This window comes from Mesorhizobium sp. CA14 (assembly GCF_020165195.1).
Taxonomy (GTDB): Bacteria; Pseudomonadota; Alphaproteobacteria; order Rhizobiales; family Rhizobiaceae; genus Mesorhizobium.
On sequence record NZ_JAIUHR010000013.1, the window covers coordinates 63,024 to 78,436 of the forward strand.

Here is a 15,413-nt window from a genome sequence, read left to right on the forward strand (position 1 = left end):
TAGGGACTTAGTTGCGTTAATTTTTCGTGAGGTCGGCGTCAACGCTTCACGGCCGGGCATTTTCAGGAAACGGTAGCCGTGTGCCGAGGCTTGCTTTAAAAGCGTGCTTCCCACCGATCCATGAGGCTGATGATGGCAATGAGAGCCGACGACCTGATCGACCGCCGCCGCTTGCGCCGCAAGCTGACTTTCTGGCGCGTGGTCGCGTTTCTGGTTCTGGCGGCGGCAATTATCGCCTTCTCGACCTGGGTCTATGGCGACAATTTTACCGGCAAGGCGGTCCCCCATATCGCCAAGGTCAAGATCGAAGGCACCATCACCGAGGACGAGGACCTGCTCAAAAGGCTGGAATCGATCCGCAAGTCGCCGGAGGTGAAGGGCGTCATCCTGTCGATCGATTCGCCCGGAGGCACTACGGTCGGCGGCGAGTCGATATTCGACGCCGTGCGCAAGCTTGCCGGCGACAAGCCGGTGGTGGCCGAAGTCGGCACGCTGGCGGCATCGGCCGGCTACATGATCGCCAGCGCTGCCGACCACATCGTCGCCCGCAAGACCTCGATCGTCGGTTCGATCGGCGTGCTGATCCAATACCCCGATGTCAGCGGCCTCATGGACAAGCTCGGCATCAAGCTGGAAGAAGTGAAATCCTCGCCGCTCAAGGCTTCGCCCTCGCCCTTCAAGCCGACCAATGACGATGAGCGCGCCATGGTGCGCAAGCTCATCCTCGACAGTTACGACTGGTTCGTCGGCATTGTCGCAGACCGCCGCAAAATGACGCATGAGCAGGCGCTGGCGCTGGCCGACGGTTCGATCTTCACCGGCCGCCAGGCTTTGGCCAACCATCTGGTCGACGCCGTCGGCGGCGAGCAGGAGGCGATCGACTGGCTGGCGACGAAGGGCGTGGACGCCAAGCTCAAGGTCGTCGAGTGGAAGGATAGGGAAAGGCGTGGCGGTTTCCTGTTTTCCCAGTCGATGGCAAAACTGGCGGCCAAGGCACTCGGCCTGCCGGATGCCGGCGGCGATGTCATTCACGAACTCGGCGCCGACCGCTTGTTTCTTGACGGTCTCGTTTCGGTCTGGCACCCTTGACATCTCGCTGGGGCGAGCCAAAAAAGCAGTAAAATCATTCTGATAATCGACTGCAGTGGTTTACGGGGAACGTTCTATGATCAAATCCGAGCTTGTGCAGATCATTGCCGCGCGCAACCCGCACCTTTTCCTGCGCGATGTCGAAAACATCGTCGGCGCGATCTTTGACGAGATCACCGATGCGCTTGCCGAGGGCAACCGGGTCGAGTTGCGCGGTTTCGGCGCCTTTTCGGTGAAAAACCGTCCCGCCCGCACCGGCCGCAATCCGCGCACCGGCGAATCCGTCGAGGTCGAGGAAAAGTGGGTGCCGTTCTTCAAGACCGGCAAGGAGTTGCGCGAGAGACTGAACGGCGGCAAATAGGCGCCGCGCCGGCGGGTTGAATCGGCATCTTGGCGCCTAAAGCATGTCTCCCGAAAGCGGAGACCGGTTTTCGGGACAAAGACATGCGCGCCCCAAGAAGTCTCTCCATGGAGATCTGATGTTCAGTCGCTTCATTCTCGTCGTGGTCTTCGTGCCGCTGGCTATCATCCTGATCGCGCTCGCCGTCGCCAATCGCGGCGCCGTCGCCTTCACGCTCGATCCATTCCATCCCGGCAATCCCGCGCTGACGCTGACCCTGCCGCTTTTCATCTTCCTATTCCTTGCCTTGGCCGTCGGCATGGTCGTCGGCAGCATGGCGACCTGGGTGAAGCAGGGGCGCTACCGCAAGCTCGCGCGCCAGCGCGGTCTGGAAGCCGAAAACCTGCGCCAGGCGGTGAGCCGCCCGCCAGCGGCGCCCAAGGGACCGGCGCTGCCCAAGCCCACGGACTAGAGCAATTCCAGGAAAAGTGTGAGCGGTTTTCCGTCCGGAATTGGAGATAGAACATTTCACGGTTTCCGTGAAACGGTGAAATGTTCTAGAGCATGATGCCGAAACCTGTGGAGCGGTTTTCGGGCGACATCATGCTCTGTCTCTGAGCAACACCTTACGGAGCCTCCGATGCTGACCATTTCGGCCGCCGATGTCGACCGCGCGCTGACCTTTCCCGGCCTTGTCGAGACATTGCGCACGGCTTTTCGCGAAGGCGCCGTGCAGCCGGTTCGCCATCATCATGGTGTCGAACGGCCGGACGGCGCCGCCTCGACCTTGCTTTTGATGCCGGCCTGGACCGATTTCAACGCCGCCGGCACCTCGGCGGGAGGCCATATCGGCGTCAAGATCGTCACCGTATCGCCGGACAACAACGCCATCGGCAAGCCGGCAGTGATGGGCCTCTATCTTTTGCTCGACGGCGTCACCGGCGAGCCGCAGGCGCTGATCGACGGCCAGCGGCTGACGCAGTGGCGCACGACCTGCGCCTCCGCGCTCGCCGCCTCCTATCTCGCGCGCAAGGACGCCTCGCGGCTTCTGGTCATCGGCGCCGGCGCGCTGTCGCCGTTCCTTGCCAAGGCGCATTCGGCGGTCAGGCCGATCACATCCATCCGCATCTGGAACCGCACGGCGGCCAATGCCGAAAAAGTGGCGGTCGCCTTGCGCGCCGAAGGCCTTCCGGCAAGTGCCGCCGGCGATCTCGACGCGGAGCTTGCCGAGGCCGACATCGTTGCCTCCGCGACCATCTCGAACACGCCGCTGGTCAAGGGCGCGCTGCTGAAGCCGGGCGCCCATGTCGATCTCGTCGGCGGCTTCACGCCGACGATGCGCGAAAGCGATGACGACGCGATCAAGCGCGCCCGCGTCTATGTCGACACCCGCGCCGGCGCCACCAAGGAAGCCGGCGACATCGTCCAGCCGCTGGCGTCAGGCGTGCTGAAGCCGGACGCCATCGTCGCCGACCTGCACGAACTTGCCCGCGGCGAGAAGCAGGGACGGCAAAGCGACAGCGAGATCACGCTTTTCAAGTCGGTCGGCGCGGCCCTTGAGGACCTCGCCGCAGGCATCGCCGTCTACAAGGCGCTCAAATAGGCAGGGCAGTAGGCATAGGGAAAACAGACCTACTGCCTACTGCCTACTGCCTACTGCCTACTGCCTACTGCCTACTGCCTACTGCCTACTGCCTACTGCCTACTGCGTACTGCCTACTGCCTACTGCCCACTGCCCACTGCCTACTGGCTACTGCTACTGCCCATTCGGCCAATAGACGCGCAGGCGATGATTGTCCGGATCGAGCGCTACGAAGGTGCGGCCGAAATCGAGATCGGTTGGCGCCTGCAGTACCTTAAGGCCTCTGCCAGTCCAATCCGCATGGATGGCATCGACCGCCGCTGCGTTCTCGACGGCAAGCACGAGCTCGCCGCCACCGCCTGCTGCCGCCGCAGCCGGTTCCACCGTGTGGCTCGACCAGAGGCCGAGCTTGAAGCCCTTGTCGAGCACGAACATGACGAAGGTCGGCGAGGATTCGACCGGCTCGCGTCCGAGCAGAGAGGCGTAGAACGCGCCGCTCTTTTCCGGACTGTCGACATAGAGGATGACGAAATTCGGCGTGGTCATGTCTGATCTCCAAAGTGTCTGAACCTTGGACACCATACGCGGACCTGCTGTCAGATTCTGGCAGTAGCGATCAGCCGGAAGCGTCTTTCGCGCCGTTCCGGCCGGGCGCGTCAAGGCCCGCCCGCCACTCCTTCAGCATCGCCTGGCGGCGGCGCGGATAGCGGATGCCGGTCGCCGTCAGGCCGGACATCCGGTCGGCGCGGAAATGGCGGAAATCCTGGCGCGTTTCGCACCACGCCACCATTACCCGCACCTTATCGAAGAAGGCGAGCGCGAACGGCCAGACCAGGCGCTTCGATGCCGCTCCCCCGGCGTCACGATAGAGGAAGCCAAGCTTGCGCTCGTCGCGGATCGCCTGCCGCACGATGCCGAGGTCGATCGCTTCGGCATTTTCCGAGCGCGGCCCGACGAGCAGTGTCGTAGCGTCGAGATCGTCGCGCAGGTCATCCGGCAGCACCGCCGCGATCTTGGCCAGCGCATCCGCCGCGGCGGCCGCCAGCCTTTTGTCCGGCTGCTTCGCCACCCAGCGCGAGCCGAGCACGATCGCCTCGATCTCCTCGTCGGTGAACATCAGCGGCGGCAGCATGAAGCCGGGCTTCAGCACATAGCCGAGCCCCGCCTCGCCTTCGATCGGCGCGCCCTGCCCCTGCAGCGTCGCGATGTCGCGATAGAGGGTACGGATCGACACGCCCATCTCGCCCGCAAGCGTGCGGCCGCTCACCGGCCGGCGATGGCGGTGCAGGATCTGGACGAGGTCGAGCAGGCGGGCTGAACGGGACATGAATGGCTAACCGGCGTGCCGGACAATAGGGCTGGCCCGCACATCACGGCAAGCAGTCCGACGCTACGGGAACGCCTGCTGACCATTGCCGTTCTCCACAATGGAGATGCGCGGATTCCTGCTGTTCTGGTCGGTGCTGACCGTTTTCGTCGCGGCGCTCAGCCTTGGGCCGTCCTTTGCCCATGTGCTGGAATCGCTGCCCAGGCTGACGAAATGGTCGCCGGCGCTGTGGCGAGAGGCGACGGTCTTCAACGGTCAGTTCCTGCTTTTTGCCGTCATCGGAGCGCCGCTCGATATCGCTGCGATCCTCTGTCCGGCGCTGCTTGCCTGGACGCTGCGTGCGGACCCCTTTGCCTTCCGGTTCGTGCTCGTCGCCGCATTGCTTTATGCGGTCTCGCTGGCGCTTTGGTTCGGCCTCGTCAGACCGGCAAACGCTGTCCTCGCGACCTGGACGCCGGGGCCAATTCCAGAAAACTTCGAAGCCGTCCGGCTGCGTTGGGAAACCGGCCACATGGCGGTGAGCGCGGCGAAGGCGCTTGGCTTCATTTCGCTTTGTTTCGGCCTGCTCGGCGTCCGGCATAGTTGATGACGCCACCATTGAATAAGCCGGGCTTTGTTGCGCCGGTGGGCTTAGCTGTGGCAGAAGCGGGCCGAACCGCCGGAGATGATCCTTCTTGAAATCTTTTCGCGACAAACGCCGCGATGGCCGCCCGCATCCCGCAAGGGCGGAACAGTCCCGCCCGCGTGAGGCGTTCGCGGCTGGACGGCAGCAGGCCACGCCCGCCGAGCGCCGCGAAACCAAACCGGCGGACCGGCAGGAAGCCAGACCGGCGCCGCGCGTGCTTGCGCGCCGCGAGGGCACGTTGCCCGCCGAGCGTCTGCCATTGATCCTCGAAGTCGCGCCCAATGCCGATTACGCCCTGCTGGACAGCGGCGCCGGCGAGAAGCTCGAGCAATACGGCCCCTACCGCATCGTGCGGCCCGAAGGCCAAGCGATCTGGCAGCGGGCCCTTCCGGCGAAAGAGTGGGAGCGCGCCGACGCCATCTTCACCGGCGACACGGACGAGGAAGGCATCGGCCGCTGGCGCTTTCCGAAGGCGCCGCTCGGCGAGACCTGGCCGATGAAGCACGACGGCATCGACTATCTCGGCCGCTTCACCTCCTTCCGCCATGTCGGCGTCTTTCCGGAACAGGCCTCGCATTGGGACCATATGGCGGGGCTGATCGCGGCGGCGAAGCGCCCGGTTAAGGTGCTGAACCTCTTCGGCTATACGGGGCTTGCCTCGCTGGTGGCGGCCCGCGCGGGCGCCGAGGTCACCCATGTCGATGCTTCGAAGAAGGCGATCGGCTGGGCGCGCGAAAACCAGGAGATGGCCGGGCTTGCCGACAAGCCGATCCGCTGGATCGTCGAGGACGCGGTGAAATTCGCCGAGCGCGAGGAACGCCGCGGCAGCCGCTACGACATCGTGCTGTTCGATCCGCCGGCCTATGGCCGCGGGCCCAAGGGCGAAGTTTGGCAATTGTTCGAGGACCTGCCGGGCCTCACCGACCTCTGCCGCTCGATCCTGACGCCAAAACCGCTCGCCGTCGTGCTCACCGCCTATTCGATCCGCGCCTCCTTCTTCGCCATCCATGCGCTGATGCGCGATACCTTCGCCGGCATGGGCGGCACGGTCGAATCCGGCGAGCTGATCATTCGCGAGAAATCGGCCGGCCGCGCGCTGTCGACCTCGCTGTTCTCGCGCTGGGTGGCCTGAATGACTGCACATGACGGCGTACGCCTGGTCGGACAGGTCAAGGAAGTCACCAGCTTGGCCAACCCCCTGGTCAAGGACATCAAGGCGCTGGCGCTCAAGAAATTCCGCGACCAGCAGAACGCCTTCATGGCTGAAGGCCTGAAGCTGGTCATCGACGCGCTCGACCTCGGCTGGTCGATCAGGACCTTGGTCTTCGCCAAGGCCGGACGCGGCAACGCGGCCATCGAAAAGGTCGCCGCGCGAACCGTCGCCGCCGGCGGCACGGTTCTGGAAGTCTCGGAAAAGGTGCTCGCGACCATCACCCGCCGCGAAAACCCGCAAATGGTGGTCGGTGTCTTTGCCCAGCAGACCGTGCCGCTGAAGGACATCCGCGCCAGGGACGGCGATGTCTGGGTCGCGCTCGACCGGGTCCGCGATCCCGGCAATCTCGGTACCGTGATCCGCACCGTCGATGCCGTCGGCGCCAGAGGCGTCATCCTGGTCGGCGACACCACCGATCCGTTCTCGCTGGAGACGGTGCGCGCCACCATGGGTTCGATCTTCGCCGTGCCGGTCGCCAAAGCGACGGAGCAGGCCTTCCTCGCCTGGCGGCGCGATTTTTCCGGCCTGGTCGTTGGAACGCACCTCAAGGGCGCGGTCGATTATCGCTCGGTCGATTTCTCCAGGGGCCCGGTCCTGCTGCTGATGGGCAACGAGCAGCAGGGATTGCCCGACAACCTGGCCGAAAGCTGCGATCGGCTGCTTCGAATCCCCCAGGCCGGCCGCGCCGACTCGCTCAACCTGGCAGTCGCCACGGGCGTGATGCTGTTTGAGATAAGGCGCGGCGCGTTGAAGCTCGAGCCTGCCACCGACATGCGATGAGGACTGCCCGATGAGGACTGCCAAGTGAAATCCTGGTCCCCCTACGTCGTGCTGGTCGTCATTGCCATTGCGCTCGACCAGTGGATCAAGCAGCTGGTCGAGAACGGGCTCGCCTTTCAGGAGAAGGTCGACCTCCTGCCCTTCCTGGCGCTGTTCCGCACCTACAACACCGGCATCGCCTTCTCGATGTTCCAGTCCTTCGGCGATATCGGCCTGGTGGTCATCGCCGTGCTGGTCGTTGCCTTCGTGCTCTATCTCGCCACGCGCACGCCGGCCGGCCATGTCGTCGCCCGCATCGGCTTTGCGCTCATCATCGGCGGTGCGCTCGGCAACCTCATCGACCGCGCCGTCTACGGCCATGTCATCGACTATATCCTGTTCCACACGCCCGTCTGGTCCTTCGCGATCTTCAATCTGGCCGACACCTTCATTTCCGTCGGCGCGGCACTTGTCGTCTTCGACGAGCTGATCGGCTGGCGGCGCGAAGCCAAGTCCCAGGACCTTGGCAATTGACCTCACGCTGTTGAAACCGCAGACTTCCTCACCAGGCGGAACCGAGGAGAAAAACGTGACCGACACCTTTAAAGCCATCCTCGTTTCGCGCGATGCGGATAAGAAGCAGTCCGTCGACGTCGTCGACCTCACCGAGGCCGACCTGATGGAAGGCGACGTCACCGTCGCCGTCGAGGCGACGACGGTGAACTACAAGGACGGGCTCGCCATCACCGGCAAGGCGCCGGTCGTGCGCCGCTGGCCGCTGGTTCCAGGCATCGATTTCGCCGGCACCGTGATCTCCTCCTCGCATGCCGACTGGCGCAAGGGCGACAAGGTGATCCTCAACGGCTGGGGCGTCGGCGAGACGCATTACGGCGCCTATGCCGGCCGCGCCCGCGTCAAGGGCGACTGGCTGGTGCCGCTGCCTGAGGGCATGAGCGCGCATGATGCGATGGCCGTCGGCACGGCGGGCTACACGGCAATGCTCTCGGTCATGGCGCTGGAGCGCCACGGCATCGTGCCGGATCGCGGTCCCGTGGTGGTGACGGGTGCTGCCGGCGGCGTCGGCTCGGTCGCCATCTCGATCCTGTCGAGCCTTGGCTACCATGTCATCGCGTCAACCGGCCGCAGCGCCGAAAGCCCCTATCTGATCGATCTCGGCGCGGCCGAAGTGATCTCGCGCGAGGAGCTCGGCCAGCCGGCGAAGCCGCTCGCCAAGGAGCGCTGGGCTGGCGGCGTCGACTCGGTCGGCAGCCATACCTTGGCCAACGTGCTGTCGATGACCTCCTATGGCGGCGCGATCGCCGCCTGCGGCCTCGCCGGCGGCATGGATCTGCCGGGAAGCGTCGCGCCCTTCATCCTGCGCGGCGTCTCGCTGCTCGGCATCGATTCGGTGATGGCGCCGAAGGAAGTCCGCCTGGAGGCATGGCGCCGCATCGGCGCCGATCTCGACTTGAAGAAGCTGTCGACATTGTCGCGCACGATCGGTTTCGACGGTGTTGTCGCCGCCGCACGCGACATCGTCGAAGGTAAGATCAGGGGCCGCGTCGTCGTCGATATGTAACTGGCAACGACCTCGCAGAGCTGCGGTTGCGCCCGCACAAGCGGGCGGCCGGAATCCGCGCAATCGCTAAAATTCGAACGATACCTCCCAGCCTTCCATAATTTCTGTCTGGCATGGTTTGCGCATGGTCGCGGACTCCGACATCAGCCAGGACAGCAAAGCCGCGGGCGCTGACAGGCTCATCCCCGATGCGCCGAAGCGGAAGGTGCTTGTCGCACCGCCGCTGGCTCCCGAATTGCCCACGGCCAGCCACGAAGGCTTGCCGTTCCTGACGATCGTCGCCATCGCCGTCATGGCGGGGCTCGCGCATCTCACCGGAGCGCCGCTCATCATCACCGCCGGCCTCGCTGCCATAGCCTTTGTGGGCCTGGCCATGCATCTGCGCAGCCGTCACGACGAGCGTCGCACCGCAGCGCTGCTCGATGAGACCGCCGCCCGCAGCCGCGCCGAGATCGAAACCCTCGCCGACCGCATGTGGGAGATGCAGGAGAGCGAGGAGCGCTTCCGCGGCCTGATCGACGCGCTCGGCGATCTCGTCGTCCATCGCGACCGCGACGGCCATATCGTTTATGCCAACAGCGTCTTTGCCTCGCTTGTCGAGCTCGATGCGCGCGATCTGGCCGGCAAGACCTTGTCCGAGCTTGGCATCGATGTCGGCGTCGTTCCCGACGCCGCCTTCTCCGATCATGAATGCCTGAGTTCCACCGATGTCGCGATCCGCACCCCGAACGGGCCGCGCTGGTTCTCCTGGATCGAATTGTCGGTGCGCGACAAGGACACGGGCGCGGTCTCGCATCGGGCGATCGCCCGCGACATCACCGCCCGCAAGCGCGCCGAATCCTCGCTGATCACCGCGCGCGAGCGGGCCGAATATGCCAGCCAGGCCAAGTCGCGCTTTCTCGCCACTGTCAGCCATGAGATCCGCACGCCGATGAACGGCATCATGGGCATGGCGAAGCTGCTTGCCGATACCGACCTCTCGCCCGAGCAGCGCACCTATGTCGGCGCCGTTTCCACCTCGGCCAGCGCGCTGCTCGCGCTCATCGAGGACCTGCTCGACTATTCCAAGATCGAGGCCGGCCGCTTCGAGCCCGAGCCGCAGCCGACCTCGCTACGCGAAATCGCCGACAACATCATCGAGCTTCTGGCCGCAAAGGCCTTCGCCAAGAACATCGGCCTTGGCTGCCATGTCGAGCCCGACGTGCCGCAGATGATCACCGCCGACCCCGGCCGCGTGCGCCAGGTGCTGCTCAACCTCATCGGCAATGCGGTGAAGTTCACCGACACAGGCGGCGTGCTGTTGACCGTGGCGCGCGCCCGCACCGAAACCACCGACCGCATCTGCTTCACCGTCGCCGACACCGGCCCGGGTCTGCGCGAAGAGGACATGGAGCGCATTTTCGAGGAGTTCGAGCAGTCCGACGGCACCTCGACCAGGGTGCATGGCGGCGCCGGCCTCGGGCTTGCCATCTCGAAGCGGCTGGCGACGGCCATGGGCGGCACGATCTCGGTCTCGAGCCGGCTCGGCGAAGGGTCCGAATTCGTGCTCGAGCTTCCGGCGGTCGCGGCAACCGAGCCGCCGCCGCATCGCCACAACATCCTTGCCGACCGGCGGGCGGTGATCGTGTCGAAAAACGCCACCGAGGCCGATGCCATCGCCCGCGCGATCAGAGCCCATGGCGGCATTGTCGAGATCGCGGCAACGCCAGGCCAGGCCGCTCCCTTCGCCGCCGGTTGCAACGTGCTCCTGATCGACGCCGCGCTCGAAAGCAGCGACGGCAGGCTGCTCAAGCGACTGCGCGACTCGGGCTTTGTCGGCTGCGAGGCCATCACCCTGATCGCGCCGACCGACCGCGGCATGCTTGGCGAATTCCGCGCCGGCGGCTACGCCACCTTCCTCGCGAGACCCGTGCGCGGCGAGACCTTGCTGCGGGTGCTGTTGACCAGCCATGGCTCCGCGCTCGCCCAGCCGCGGCCGGCGCCGCGCGAGACTTCCTCGGCGCGCAAGCGCAATCAGGGCCTGTCGGTGCTGATCGCGGAAGACAATGATATCAACGCCATGCTGGCCCGCGCCACGCTGCTCAAGGCCGGGCATCGCGTCAAGATCGTCGGCAACGGCAAGGCTGCGGTCGATGCCGTTACCGACGCCGGTCTCAAGTTCCGCTTCGATGTGGTGCTGATGGACCTGCATATGCCTGTCATGGACGGGCTCGACGCGATTGCCGCCATCCGCCGCCATGAAGAGTCGCTGGCCATGCCGCCGATTCCGATCATGGTGCTTTCGGCCGACAGCCAGGAAAAGACCCGGCATGCGGTCCTCGCCCATGGCGCCAGCGGTTTCGTGACCAAGCCGCTCGACCCGGCAGCGCTCGTCCAGGCGGTCGAGGGCCAGGTTGCCGCCTGAGGAAATTTTTAACCGTTGAACGCCTTGGCTTGCCTGGCTTTCGCGGCCACAAGATAGCCGGTTGAGAGTATTGCCCAGCCGACAAAGTATTGCCCGCCACGTCGTATCACGGTACTGTCACAATCCTGTTGCACCTACACCGTATCCCCGTGCCAAGAGGGATGGCTCGAAGGAGAATCACTCGTGCATACAGTCGTGCCTGAATGTGACACTCGGCCGAATGCTGGCGGCGCCCTGCTTGCTGCCCGTAGCGCCGACGCCGTCGCAAGCGGTGCTCCGCTGGGCCGCATCGGCAATCTCGAAGTGCGGCTCGCCCGCAACGAGGCCGAGATCGCCGCCGCCCAGGAAGTCCGCTATCGGGTATTCTACGACGAGCTTGGCGCGAGGAAGGACCTGTTCCAGGACCGGCGCGACGCCGACCGTTTCGATCCGCTCTGCGATCACCTTCTTGTGTTCGACACCTCTCTTCCCGGTCCCGAGCATCGCCGCATCGTCGGCACCTACCGCTTGCTGCGGCAGGAGATCGCCACCGCCGCCGGCGGCTTCTATTCCGAGGGCGAGTTTGAGCTCACCAAGCTGATCGCGCGGCATCCCGGCCAGCGCTTCCTCGAGCTCGGCCGCTCCTGCGTTTTGCCGGAATACCGCTCCAAGCGCACCATCGAGGCGCTCTGGCAGGGCATCTGGGCCTATATCAATCATTACGACATCGGCGTGATGACCGGCTGTGCTTCGTTCCATGGCATCGTGCCGGCGGCGCATGCCGAGGCGCTGACCTATCTCGCCCATCATTGCCGCACCAATTCCGCCTGGGATGTTCGCGCGGTTCCGGGACGCTACTGCTCCATGGATCTGATGCCGATCGAAGCCGTGAACACCAAGGCGGCGATCGCCGCCATGCCGCCGCTGGTCAAGGGCTACCTGCGCGTCGGCGCCCGCATCGGCGACGGCTGCGTCATCGACCACGAATTCTCGACCGTCGACGTCTTCGTCGTCATGCCGGTCAAGGAGATCGGCGCCCGCTACGTCAACTACTATGGCGGTGAAGGGCAGCGCTTCGCGGCATAGCGAATAGCGAATAGCGAATAGCGAATAGCGAATAGCGAATAGCGAATAGCGAATAGCGAATAGCGAATAGCGAATAGAAGAAAGTGGCGGGATCTCGTTCCGTTCAACCCCTATTCGCTACTCCCTATTCGCTATTCGCTCCCTCACGGAATATCTTCCGGCCTTCGCCCCGGCCGGCTCTTATAGGCTGGAAACGACCAGCCGAACCTGAGCGCGCCACCCCGCACCAGGAACGCAGCCGCAAAGCCGAGCAGGCTGGACGCCAGCGCCGGCAGGCCGGCCAGATCGCCAAGGGTGAAGATGGCGGCGCCGGCAAGGGCGGCCGTGACATAGATCTCAGGCCTGAGCAGCACCGAAGGCTCGCCGGCAAGCAGGTCGCGCAAGATGCCGCCGAAGGTCGCCGTCAGCACGCCCATGACGACCGACACGACGGGAGAGCCGGTGATCGCCAGCCCCTTCGCTGCCCCCATCACCGAAAACGCGGCAAGGCCGATGGCATCAAGCCAGAGCAGCAGCTTGTAGCGGGATTCGAAGCGATGGGCGCTGAAGAAGACCAGCACCGCGACCACGGCGCAAATCAGCACATAGCCGCTGTTGGCGACCCAGAACACCGGCAGGTTGAGGATGACGTCGCGCAGCGTCCCGCCGCCGATGCCGGTGACGCTGGCCAGGAACAGGAACCCGATGATGTCGAGTTCTTTACGCGATGCCGCAAGCGCGCCCGTCGCCGCGAAGACGGCGACGCCGGCATAGTCGAGCAACGCGATGGGATTCATGGCTGAGCGAGTAGTGAGTAGCGAACAGTGAGTAGGGAAATAGCACGAAGCCGCAGATAAATATCAGCCCCTACTCACTATTCCCTATTCGCTACTCACTCTCACGCATCCTTCTCGGCCTGCTCGTTCACCGGGCCCGGCTCGACCTTCGCCTCCGCGGCCGCCTTCGGACCGCCCTTGGCGACGCCGACCATCGCCGGCCGCAGCACGCGCTCGCCGATCGAATAGCCTGGCTGAACCACCTGGACGACAGTGCCGGCCGGAACCTCCGGATTGGGTACCTCGAACATCGCCTGGTGGAAGTTCGGATCGAACTTCTCGCCTTCGGGCGCGAGTTTCTTCACGCCGTGGCGCTCCAGCGCCGAAAGCATGGCGCGTTCGGTAAGATCGACACCTTCGATCAGCGCCTTGAACCCGGCGTCGCCGCTGGCTTTCGCCTCGTCAGGGATCGCATCGAGCGCGCGGCGCAGATTGTCGGAAACCGACAGCATGTCGCGGGCGAAATTGGCGACGGCGTAGGCGCGGGCGTCCTGAACGTCGCGCGCGGTGCGCCTCCGCAAATTCTCCATTTCGGCCGCCACGCGCAGCGCACGGTCCTTCAGTTCCTCGTTTTCCTTCAGCAGCCGCACGAGCGCCTCATAGTCGCCGTCGACGCCACCTTCCGCACGCTCGCCGGAAGCCTGGTCGGCGGCTTCCATATCTTCGGGCGTGCGTTCGTCTTTTGCCTGGTCGCTCATCGCGTTTCCCGTCATTCGGATTGGTGTGGATTTGCGCCCGATATCGAGGTTTGGAGGGCAAAAATCAAGGGGTAAGCGCTGGCCGAGGATGTCCGGCCATCGTTCTAAATTAATTCAAATTTTACCGTATCACGCGGCTTTGCTTGCCCTCAGATGCGGTTGCGGGAACCATAGGCGGGCTGGAAGAGTTTCGAAGCCGACACAGGATTTTGGGACGATGAACGGCAACAATGGCCATAGGCTCGTCGAATTGGCCAACGACATCAGGCGACAGGCGGGCAGCGAAGCGACCAAGCGCTTTCTGCGGACCTTGCCGGCGTTTCGCCTGGAAAAGGAGATGCCCCGGCGGCTGAGCGACTTGCTGGACCGCCTCGACGATGCCGAGGCGGAGAATGCGGGCGACGGGCGGCGGCTCTCAACAGCCGCACGCCGCAATTAGGGCAATTCCAGGAAAAGTGTGTAGCGGTTGGGCTCGGCGACCTCGCCGTAGCCTTCCGTCCGGAATTGCGCAAAAAACGAGCTCAGGCCGCCTTGCGGTCGTCACGCATCAGCGCTTCGCCGTGGCGGATCTCAGTGCCAAGCACCTTCAGGCATTCCCGCATGAAGGCGGCAAGGCCCGGCCATCCCTTGGCTGAAACCAGATTGCCGTCGACATGCGCGCCGGTCGGGGCGACATCGATATAGGTGCCGCCGGCAAGCGTCACTTCCGGCTCGCAATAATGTAGCGCCGCCACTTCCTTGCCGCGCACCACGCCATCGACCGCGATCAGGATCTGCACGCCGTGGCAAATTGTGAAGATCGGCTTGCCGGTCTCATGGAAATGCCTGACCAACGCCTGCACGCGCTTGTCGATGCGGATATATTCCGGTCCGCGCCCGCCCGCCGCATAGACCGCGTCATAGTCGGCAGGGTTCACCTCGGCGAAGGTCTTGTTGAGGATATAATCGTGACCGAGTTTTTCGGTATAGGTCTGGTGGCCCTCGAAGTCGTGCAATGAGGTCTTGAGCACGTCGCCGGCCTTCTTGTCCGGGCACACGACATGGACAGTGTGGCCGACCGCGTGCATGGCCTGTTCGAAGACGAAAATCTCGTACTCCTCGCTGAACTCGCCAACGAGCATCAATATCTTTTTGCCGGCCATGCTGTTCCTCCCTTTTGGCTATTATTTCGAAGTGCGAAATAATGGACCTATCCTAAGGGCAGGCCTGACTATGGGGAAGCCCGAATCGCAATGTGGTCTGACCAGAACGAGGCAGCATGCGTTCCAGGCCTATTCTGGACCGAGTTGACCGGCAAAATACGCGATGCTGGTCGGACCAAGGCGACATCCTTGCTGGGTCAGCCGGGGCGCTTGCGCCGCCAGGAATATTTCGGCCCCTTGGGTTCCGCCTCCACCGCTGGCTGATAGTACACCGGCAAGCCGCCGGTCCGCCCTTCCTCCAGGCGCTTCAACAGCACCGGATTGGAGACCTCGAATTCGTCGAAACCGAGCCGCAGCATGTGCGGAAGCTGGTCGACGAGCACTTGGCCAGTGGCGCGAACCGCGCCCTTGAAGTGATGCCGGGTCCGCAGCAATTCGCCCTTGGAAAAAGAGCGGCCGTCATTGAAGGCCGGGAAGGCGAGTGCCACCAGCGACAGTTGATCCAGCAGGCCGGTTAGCTTGTCGAGTTCGTCGCCGGGCTGCAGCAACACCCCGAGGCGTTCCTTGGCTGATTTGCGAACTTCTTCATCCAGCCCGAGAAAAGCCTGCAGCGGCAGGATGAAACGGCCATTGCCGGCAAGCGCTTCGGCGCTTTCGGCGTGCGTCCACTCGTCCTCGCGAAAACCGTCCGGGGTCCAGAGGCGGGTCCCCGCCGTCGTCGATCCAGTCATCAAAATTCCTAAAGTCCCAAAGATTTCGAGGCGAACCGGCAGG

General features: G+C 64.3%; 18 protein-coding genes. 12 read left to right on the top strand and 6 right to left on the bottom strand.

The window, feature by feature from the left end; genetic code table 11:
* The first annotated feature begins 132 nt into the window (after nt 1-132).
* From sppA to LB565_RS15910, 4 genes are all read left to right on the top strand, one after another.
* Nucleotides 133-1,089, top strand: a complete 957-nt coding sequence (sppA, locus tag LB565_RS15895; protein ID WP_224585676.1) for a signal peptide peptidase SppA — start codon at nt 133-135, stop codon at nt 1,087-1,089.
* Between the two features lie 76 nt (nt 1,090-1,165).
* On the top strand, nt 1,166-1,450 hold the full coding sequence (locus LB565_RS15900) for an integration host factor subunit beta (RefSeq protein ID WP_027165368.1): 285 nt from the start codon (nt 1,166-1,168) through the stop codon (nt 1,448-1,450).
* Nucleotides 1,451-1,568: 118 nt separating this feature from the next.
* Nucleotides 1,569-1,901, top strand: a complete 333-nt coding sequence (locus tag LB565_RS15905; RefSeq protein WP_224585590.1) for a DUF1049 domain-containing protein — start codon at nt 1,569-1,571, stop codon at nt 1,899-1,901.
* Nucleotides 1,902-2,069: 168 nt separating this feature from the next.
* On the top strand, nt 2,070-3,032 hold the full coding sequence (locus LB565_RS15910) for an ornithine cyclodeaminase family protein (protein WP_224585592.1): 963 nt from the start codon (nt 2,070-2,072) through the stop codon (nt 3,030-3,032).
* Between the two features lie 154 nt (nt 3,033-3,186).
* On the opposite strand, the gene LB565_RS15915 is transcribed toward LB565_RS15910, so the two are convergent.
* Both LB565_RS15915 and LB565_RS15920 read right to left on the bottom strand, forming a co-directional pair.
* A complete protein-coding gene (locus LB565_RS15915) occupies nt 3,187-3,558 on the bottom strand; it encodes a VOC family protein (protein WP_224585594.1) in 372 nt (123 codons plus the stop codon).
* 70 nt (nt 3,559-3,628) lie between these two features.
* Nucleotides 3,629-4,339, bottom strand: a complete 711-nt coding sequence (locus LB565_RS15920; protein WP_224585596.1) for a helix-turn-helix transcriptional regulator — start codon at nt 4,337-4,339, stop codon at nt 3,629-3,631.
* A 100-nt stretch (nt 4,340-4,439) separates the two neighbouring features.
* Between LB565_RS15920 and LB565_RS15925 the strand changes: the two genes are divergently transcribed.
* The 7 genes from LB565_RS15925 to LB565_RS15955 all read left to right on the top strand — a co-directional run bounded on the left by LB565_RS15925 (nt 4,440) and on the right by LB565_RS15955 (nt 11,984).
* Nucleotides 4,440-4,925: a DUF1772 domain-containing protein gene (locus LB565_RS15925; protein WP_224585677.1), complete on the top strand. Its 486-nt coding sequence runs from the start codon at nt 4,440-4,442 to the stop codon at nt 4,923-4,925.
* An 88-nt stretch (nt 4,926-5,013) separates the two neighbouring features.
* On the top strand, nt 5,014-6,096 hold the full coding sequence (locus LB565_RS15930; protein WP_224585597.1) for a class I SAM-dependent rRNA methyltransferase: 1,083 nt from the start codon (nt 5,014-5,016) through the stop codon (nt 6,094-6,096).
* The gene (locus LB565_RS15935) at nt 6,097-6,957 is read left to right on the top strand and encodes a TrmH family RNA methyltransferase (RefSeq protein ID WP_224585599.1); all 861 of its coding nucleotides are present in this window, start codon (nt 6,097-6,099) and stop codon (nt 6,955-6,957) included.
* Between the two features lie 24 nt (nt 6,958-6,981).
* Nucleotides 6,982-7,470, top strand: a complete 489-nt coding sequence (gene lspA, locus LB565_RS15940; RefSeq protein ID WP_224585602.1) for a signal peptidase II — start codon at nt 6,982-6,984, stop codon at nt 7,468-7,470.
* A gap of 55 nt (nt 7,471-7,525) precedes the next feature.
* Nucleotides 7,526-8,515: an MDR family oxidoreductase gene (locus tag LB565_RS15945; RefSeq protein WP_224585604.1), complete on the top strand. Its 990-nt coding sequence runs from the start codon at nt 7,526-7,528 to the stop codon at nt 8,513-8,515.
* Between the two features lie 124 nt (nt 8,516-8,639).
* Complete coding sequence (locus LB565_RS15950) at nt 8,640-10,919, top strand: PAS domain-containing sensor histidine kinase (RefSeq protein ID WP_224585606.1); 2,280 nt, start codon at nt 8,640-8,642, stop codon at nt 10,917-10,919.
* Between the two features lie 183 nt (nt 10,920-11,102).
* The gene (locus tag LB565_RS15955; protein WP_224585608.1) at nt 11,103-11,984 is read left to right on the top strand and encodes a GNAT family N-acetyltransferase; all 882 of its coding nucleotides are present in this window, start codon (nt 11,103-11,105) and stop codon (nt 11,982-11,984) included.
* Between the two features lie 143 nt (nt 11,985-12,127).
* On the opposite strand, the gene LB565_RS15960 is transcribed toward LB565_RS15955, so the two are convergent.
* Together LB565_RS15960 and grpE are read right to left on the bottom strand one after the other, a co-directional pair.
* Nucleotides 12,128-12,760, bottom strand: coding sequence for a trimeric intracellular cation channel family protein (locus tag LB565_RS15960; protein WP_224585610.1), 633 nt, complete (start codon nt 12,758-12,760; stop codon nt 12,128-12,130).
* Nucleotides 12,761-12,861: 101 nt separating this feature from the next.
* Nucleotides 12,862-13,497 (bottom strand): nucleotide exchange factor GrpE, encoded by a 636-nt coding sequence (gene grpE / locus LB565_RS15965; RefSeq protein WP_224585611.1) that lies wholly within the window; start codon nt 13,495-13,497, stop codon nt 12,862-12,864.
* A gap of 250 nt (nt 13,498-13,747) precedes the next feature.
* Between grpE and LB565_RS15970 the strand changes: the two genes are divergently transcribed.
* A complete protein-coding gene (locus LB565_RS15970; protein WP_411970655.1) occupies nt 13,748-13,936 on the top strand; it encodes a hypothetical protein in 189 nt (62 codons plus the stop codon).
* Nucleotides 13,937-14,018: 82 nt separating this feature from the next.
* Here LB565_RS15970 and LB565_RS15975 read toward each other — a convergent pair whose 3' ends face one another.
* Together LB565_RS15975 and LB565_RS15980 are read right to left on the bottom strand one after the other, a co-directional pair.
* Nucleotides 14,019-14,639 (bottom strand): DJ-1/PfpI family protein, encoded by a 621-nt coding sequence (locus LB565_RS15975; protein WP_140747164.1) that lies wholly within the window; start codon nt 14,637-14,639, stop codon nt 14,019-14,021.
* Between the two features lie 197 nt (nt 14,640-14,836).
* A complete protein-coding gene (locus LB565_RS15980; protein ID WP_224585678.1) occupies nt 14,837-15,370 on the bottom strand; it encodes a DUF934 domain-containing protein in 534 nt (177 codons plus the stop codon).
* Nucleotides 15,371-15,413: the final 43 nt, after the last annotated feature.

Bases quoted from the DNA above. Each gene is read 5' to 3' on its own strand.
- sppA (WP_224585676.1), top strand. From the start codon at position 133: ATGGCAATGAGAGCCGACGACCTGATCGACCGCCGCCGCTTGCGCCGC.
- LB565_RS15900 (WP_027165368.1), top strand. From the start codon at position 1,166: ATGATCAAATCCGAGCTTGTGCAGATCATTGCCGCGCGCAACCCGCAC.
- LB565_RS15905 (WP_224585590.1), top strand. From the start codon at position 1,569: ATGTTCAGTCGCTTCATTCTCGTCGTGGTCTTCGTGCCGCTGGCTATC.
- LB565_RS15910 (WP_224585592.1), top strand. From the start codon at position 2,070: ATGCTGACCATTTCGGCCGCCGATGTCGACCGCGCGCTGACCTTTCCC.
- LB565_RS15915 (WP_224585594.1), bottom strand. From the start codon at position 3,558: ATGACCACGCCGAATTTCGTCATCCTCTATGTCGACAGTCCGGAAAAG.
- LB565_RS15920 (WP_224585596.1), bottom strand. From the start codon at position 4,339: ATGTCCCGTTCAGCCCGCCTGCTCGACCTCGTCCAGATCCTGCACCGC.
- LB565_RS15925 (WP_224585677.1), top strand. From the start codon at position 4,440: ATGGAGATGCGCGGATTCCTGCTGTTCTGGTCGGTGCTGACCGTTTTC.
- LB565_RS15935 (WP_224585599.1), top strand. From the start codon at position 6,097: ATGACTGCACATGACGGCGTACGCCTGGTCGGACAGGTCAAGGAAGTC.
- LB565_RS15950 (WP_224585606.1), top strand. From the start codon at position 8,640: ATGGTCGCGGACTCCGACATCAGCCAGGACAGCAAAGCCGCGGGCGCT.
- LB565_RS15960 (WP_224585610.1), bottom strand. From the start codon at position 12,760: ATGAATCCCATCGCGTTGCTCGACTATGCCGGCGTCGCCGTCTTCGCG.
- grpE (WP_224585611.1), bottom strand. From the start codon at position 13,497: ATGAGCGACCAGGCAAAAGACGAACGCACGCCCGAAGATATGGAAGCC.
- LB565_RS15975 (WP_140747164.1), bottom strand. From the start codon at position 14,639: ATGGCCGGCAAAAAGATATTGATGCTCGTTGGCGAGTTCAGCGAGGAG.
- LB565_RS15980 (WP_224585678.1), bottom strand. From the start codon at position 15,370: ATGACTGGATCGACGACGGCGGGGACCCGCCTCTGGACCCCGGACGGT.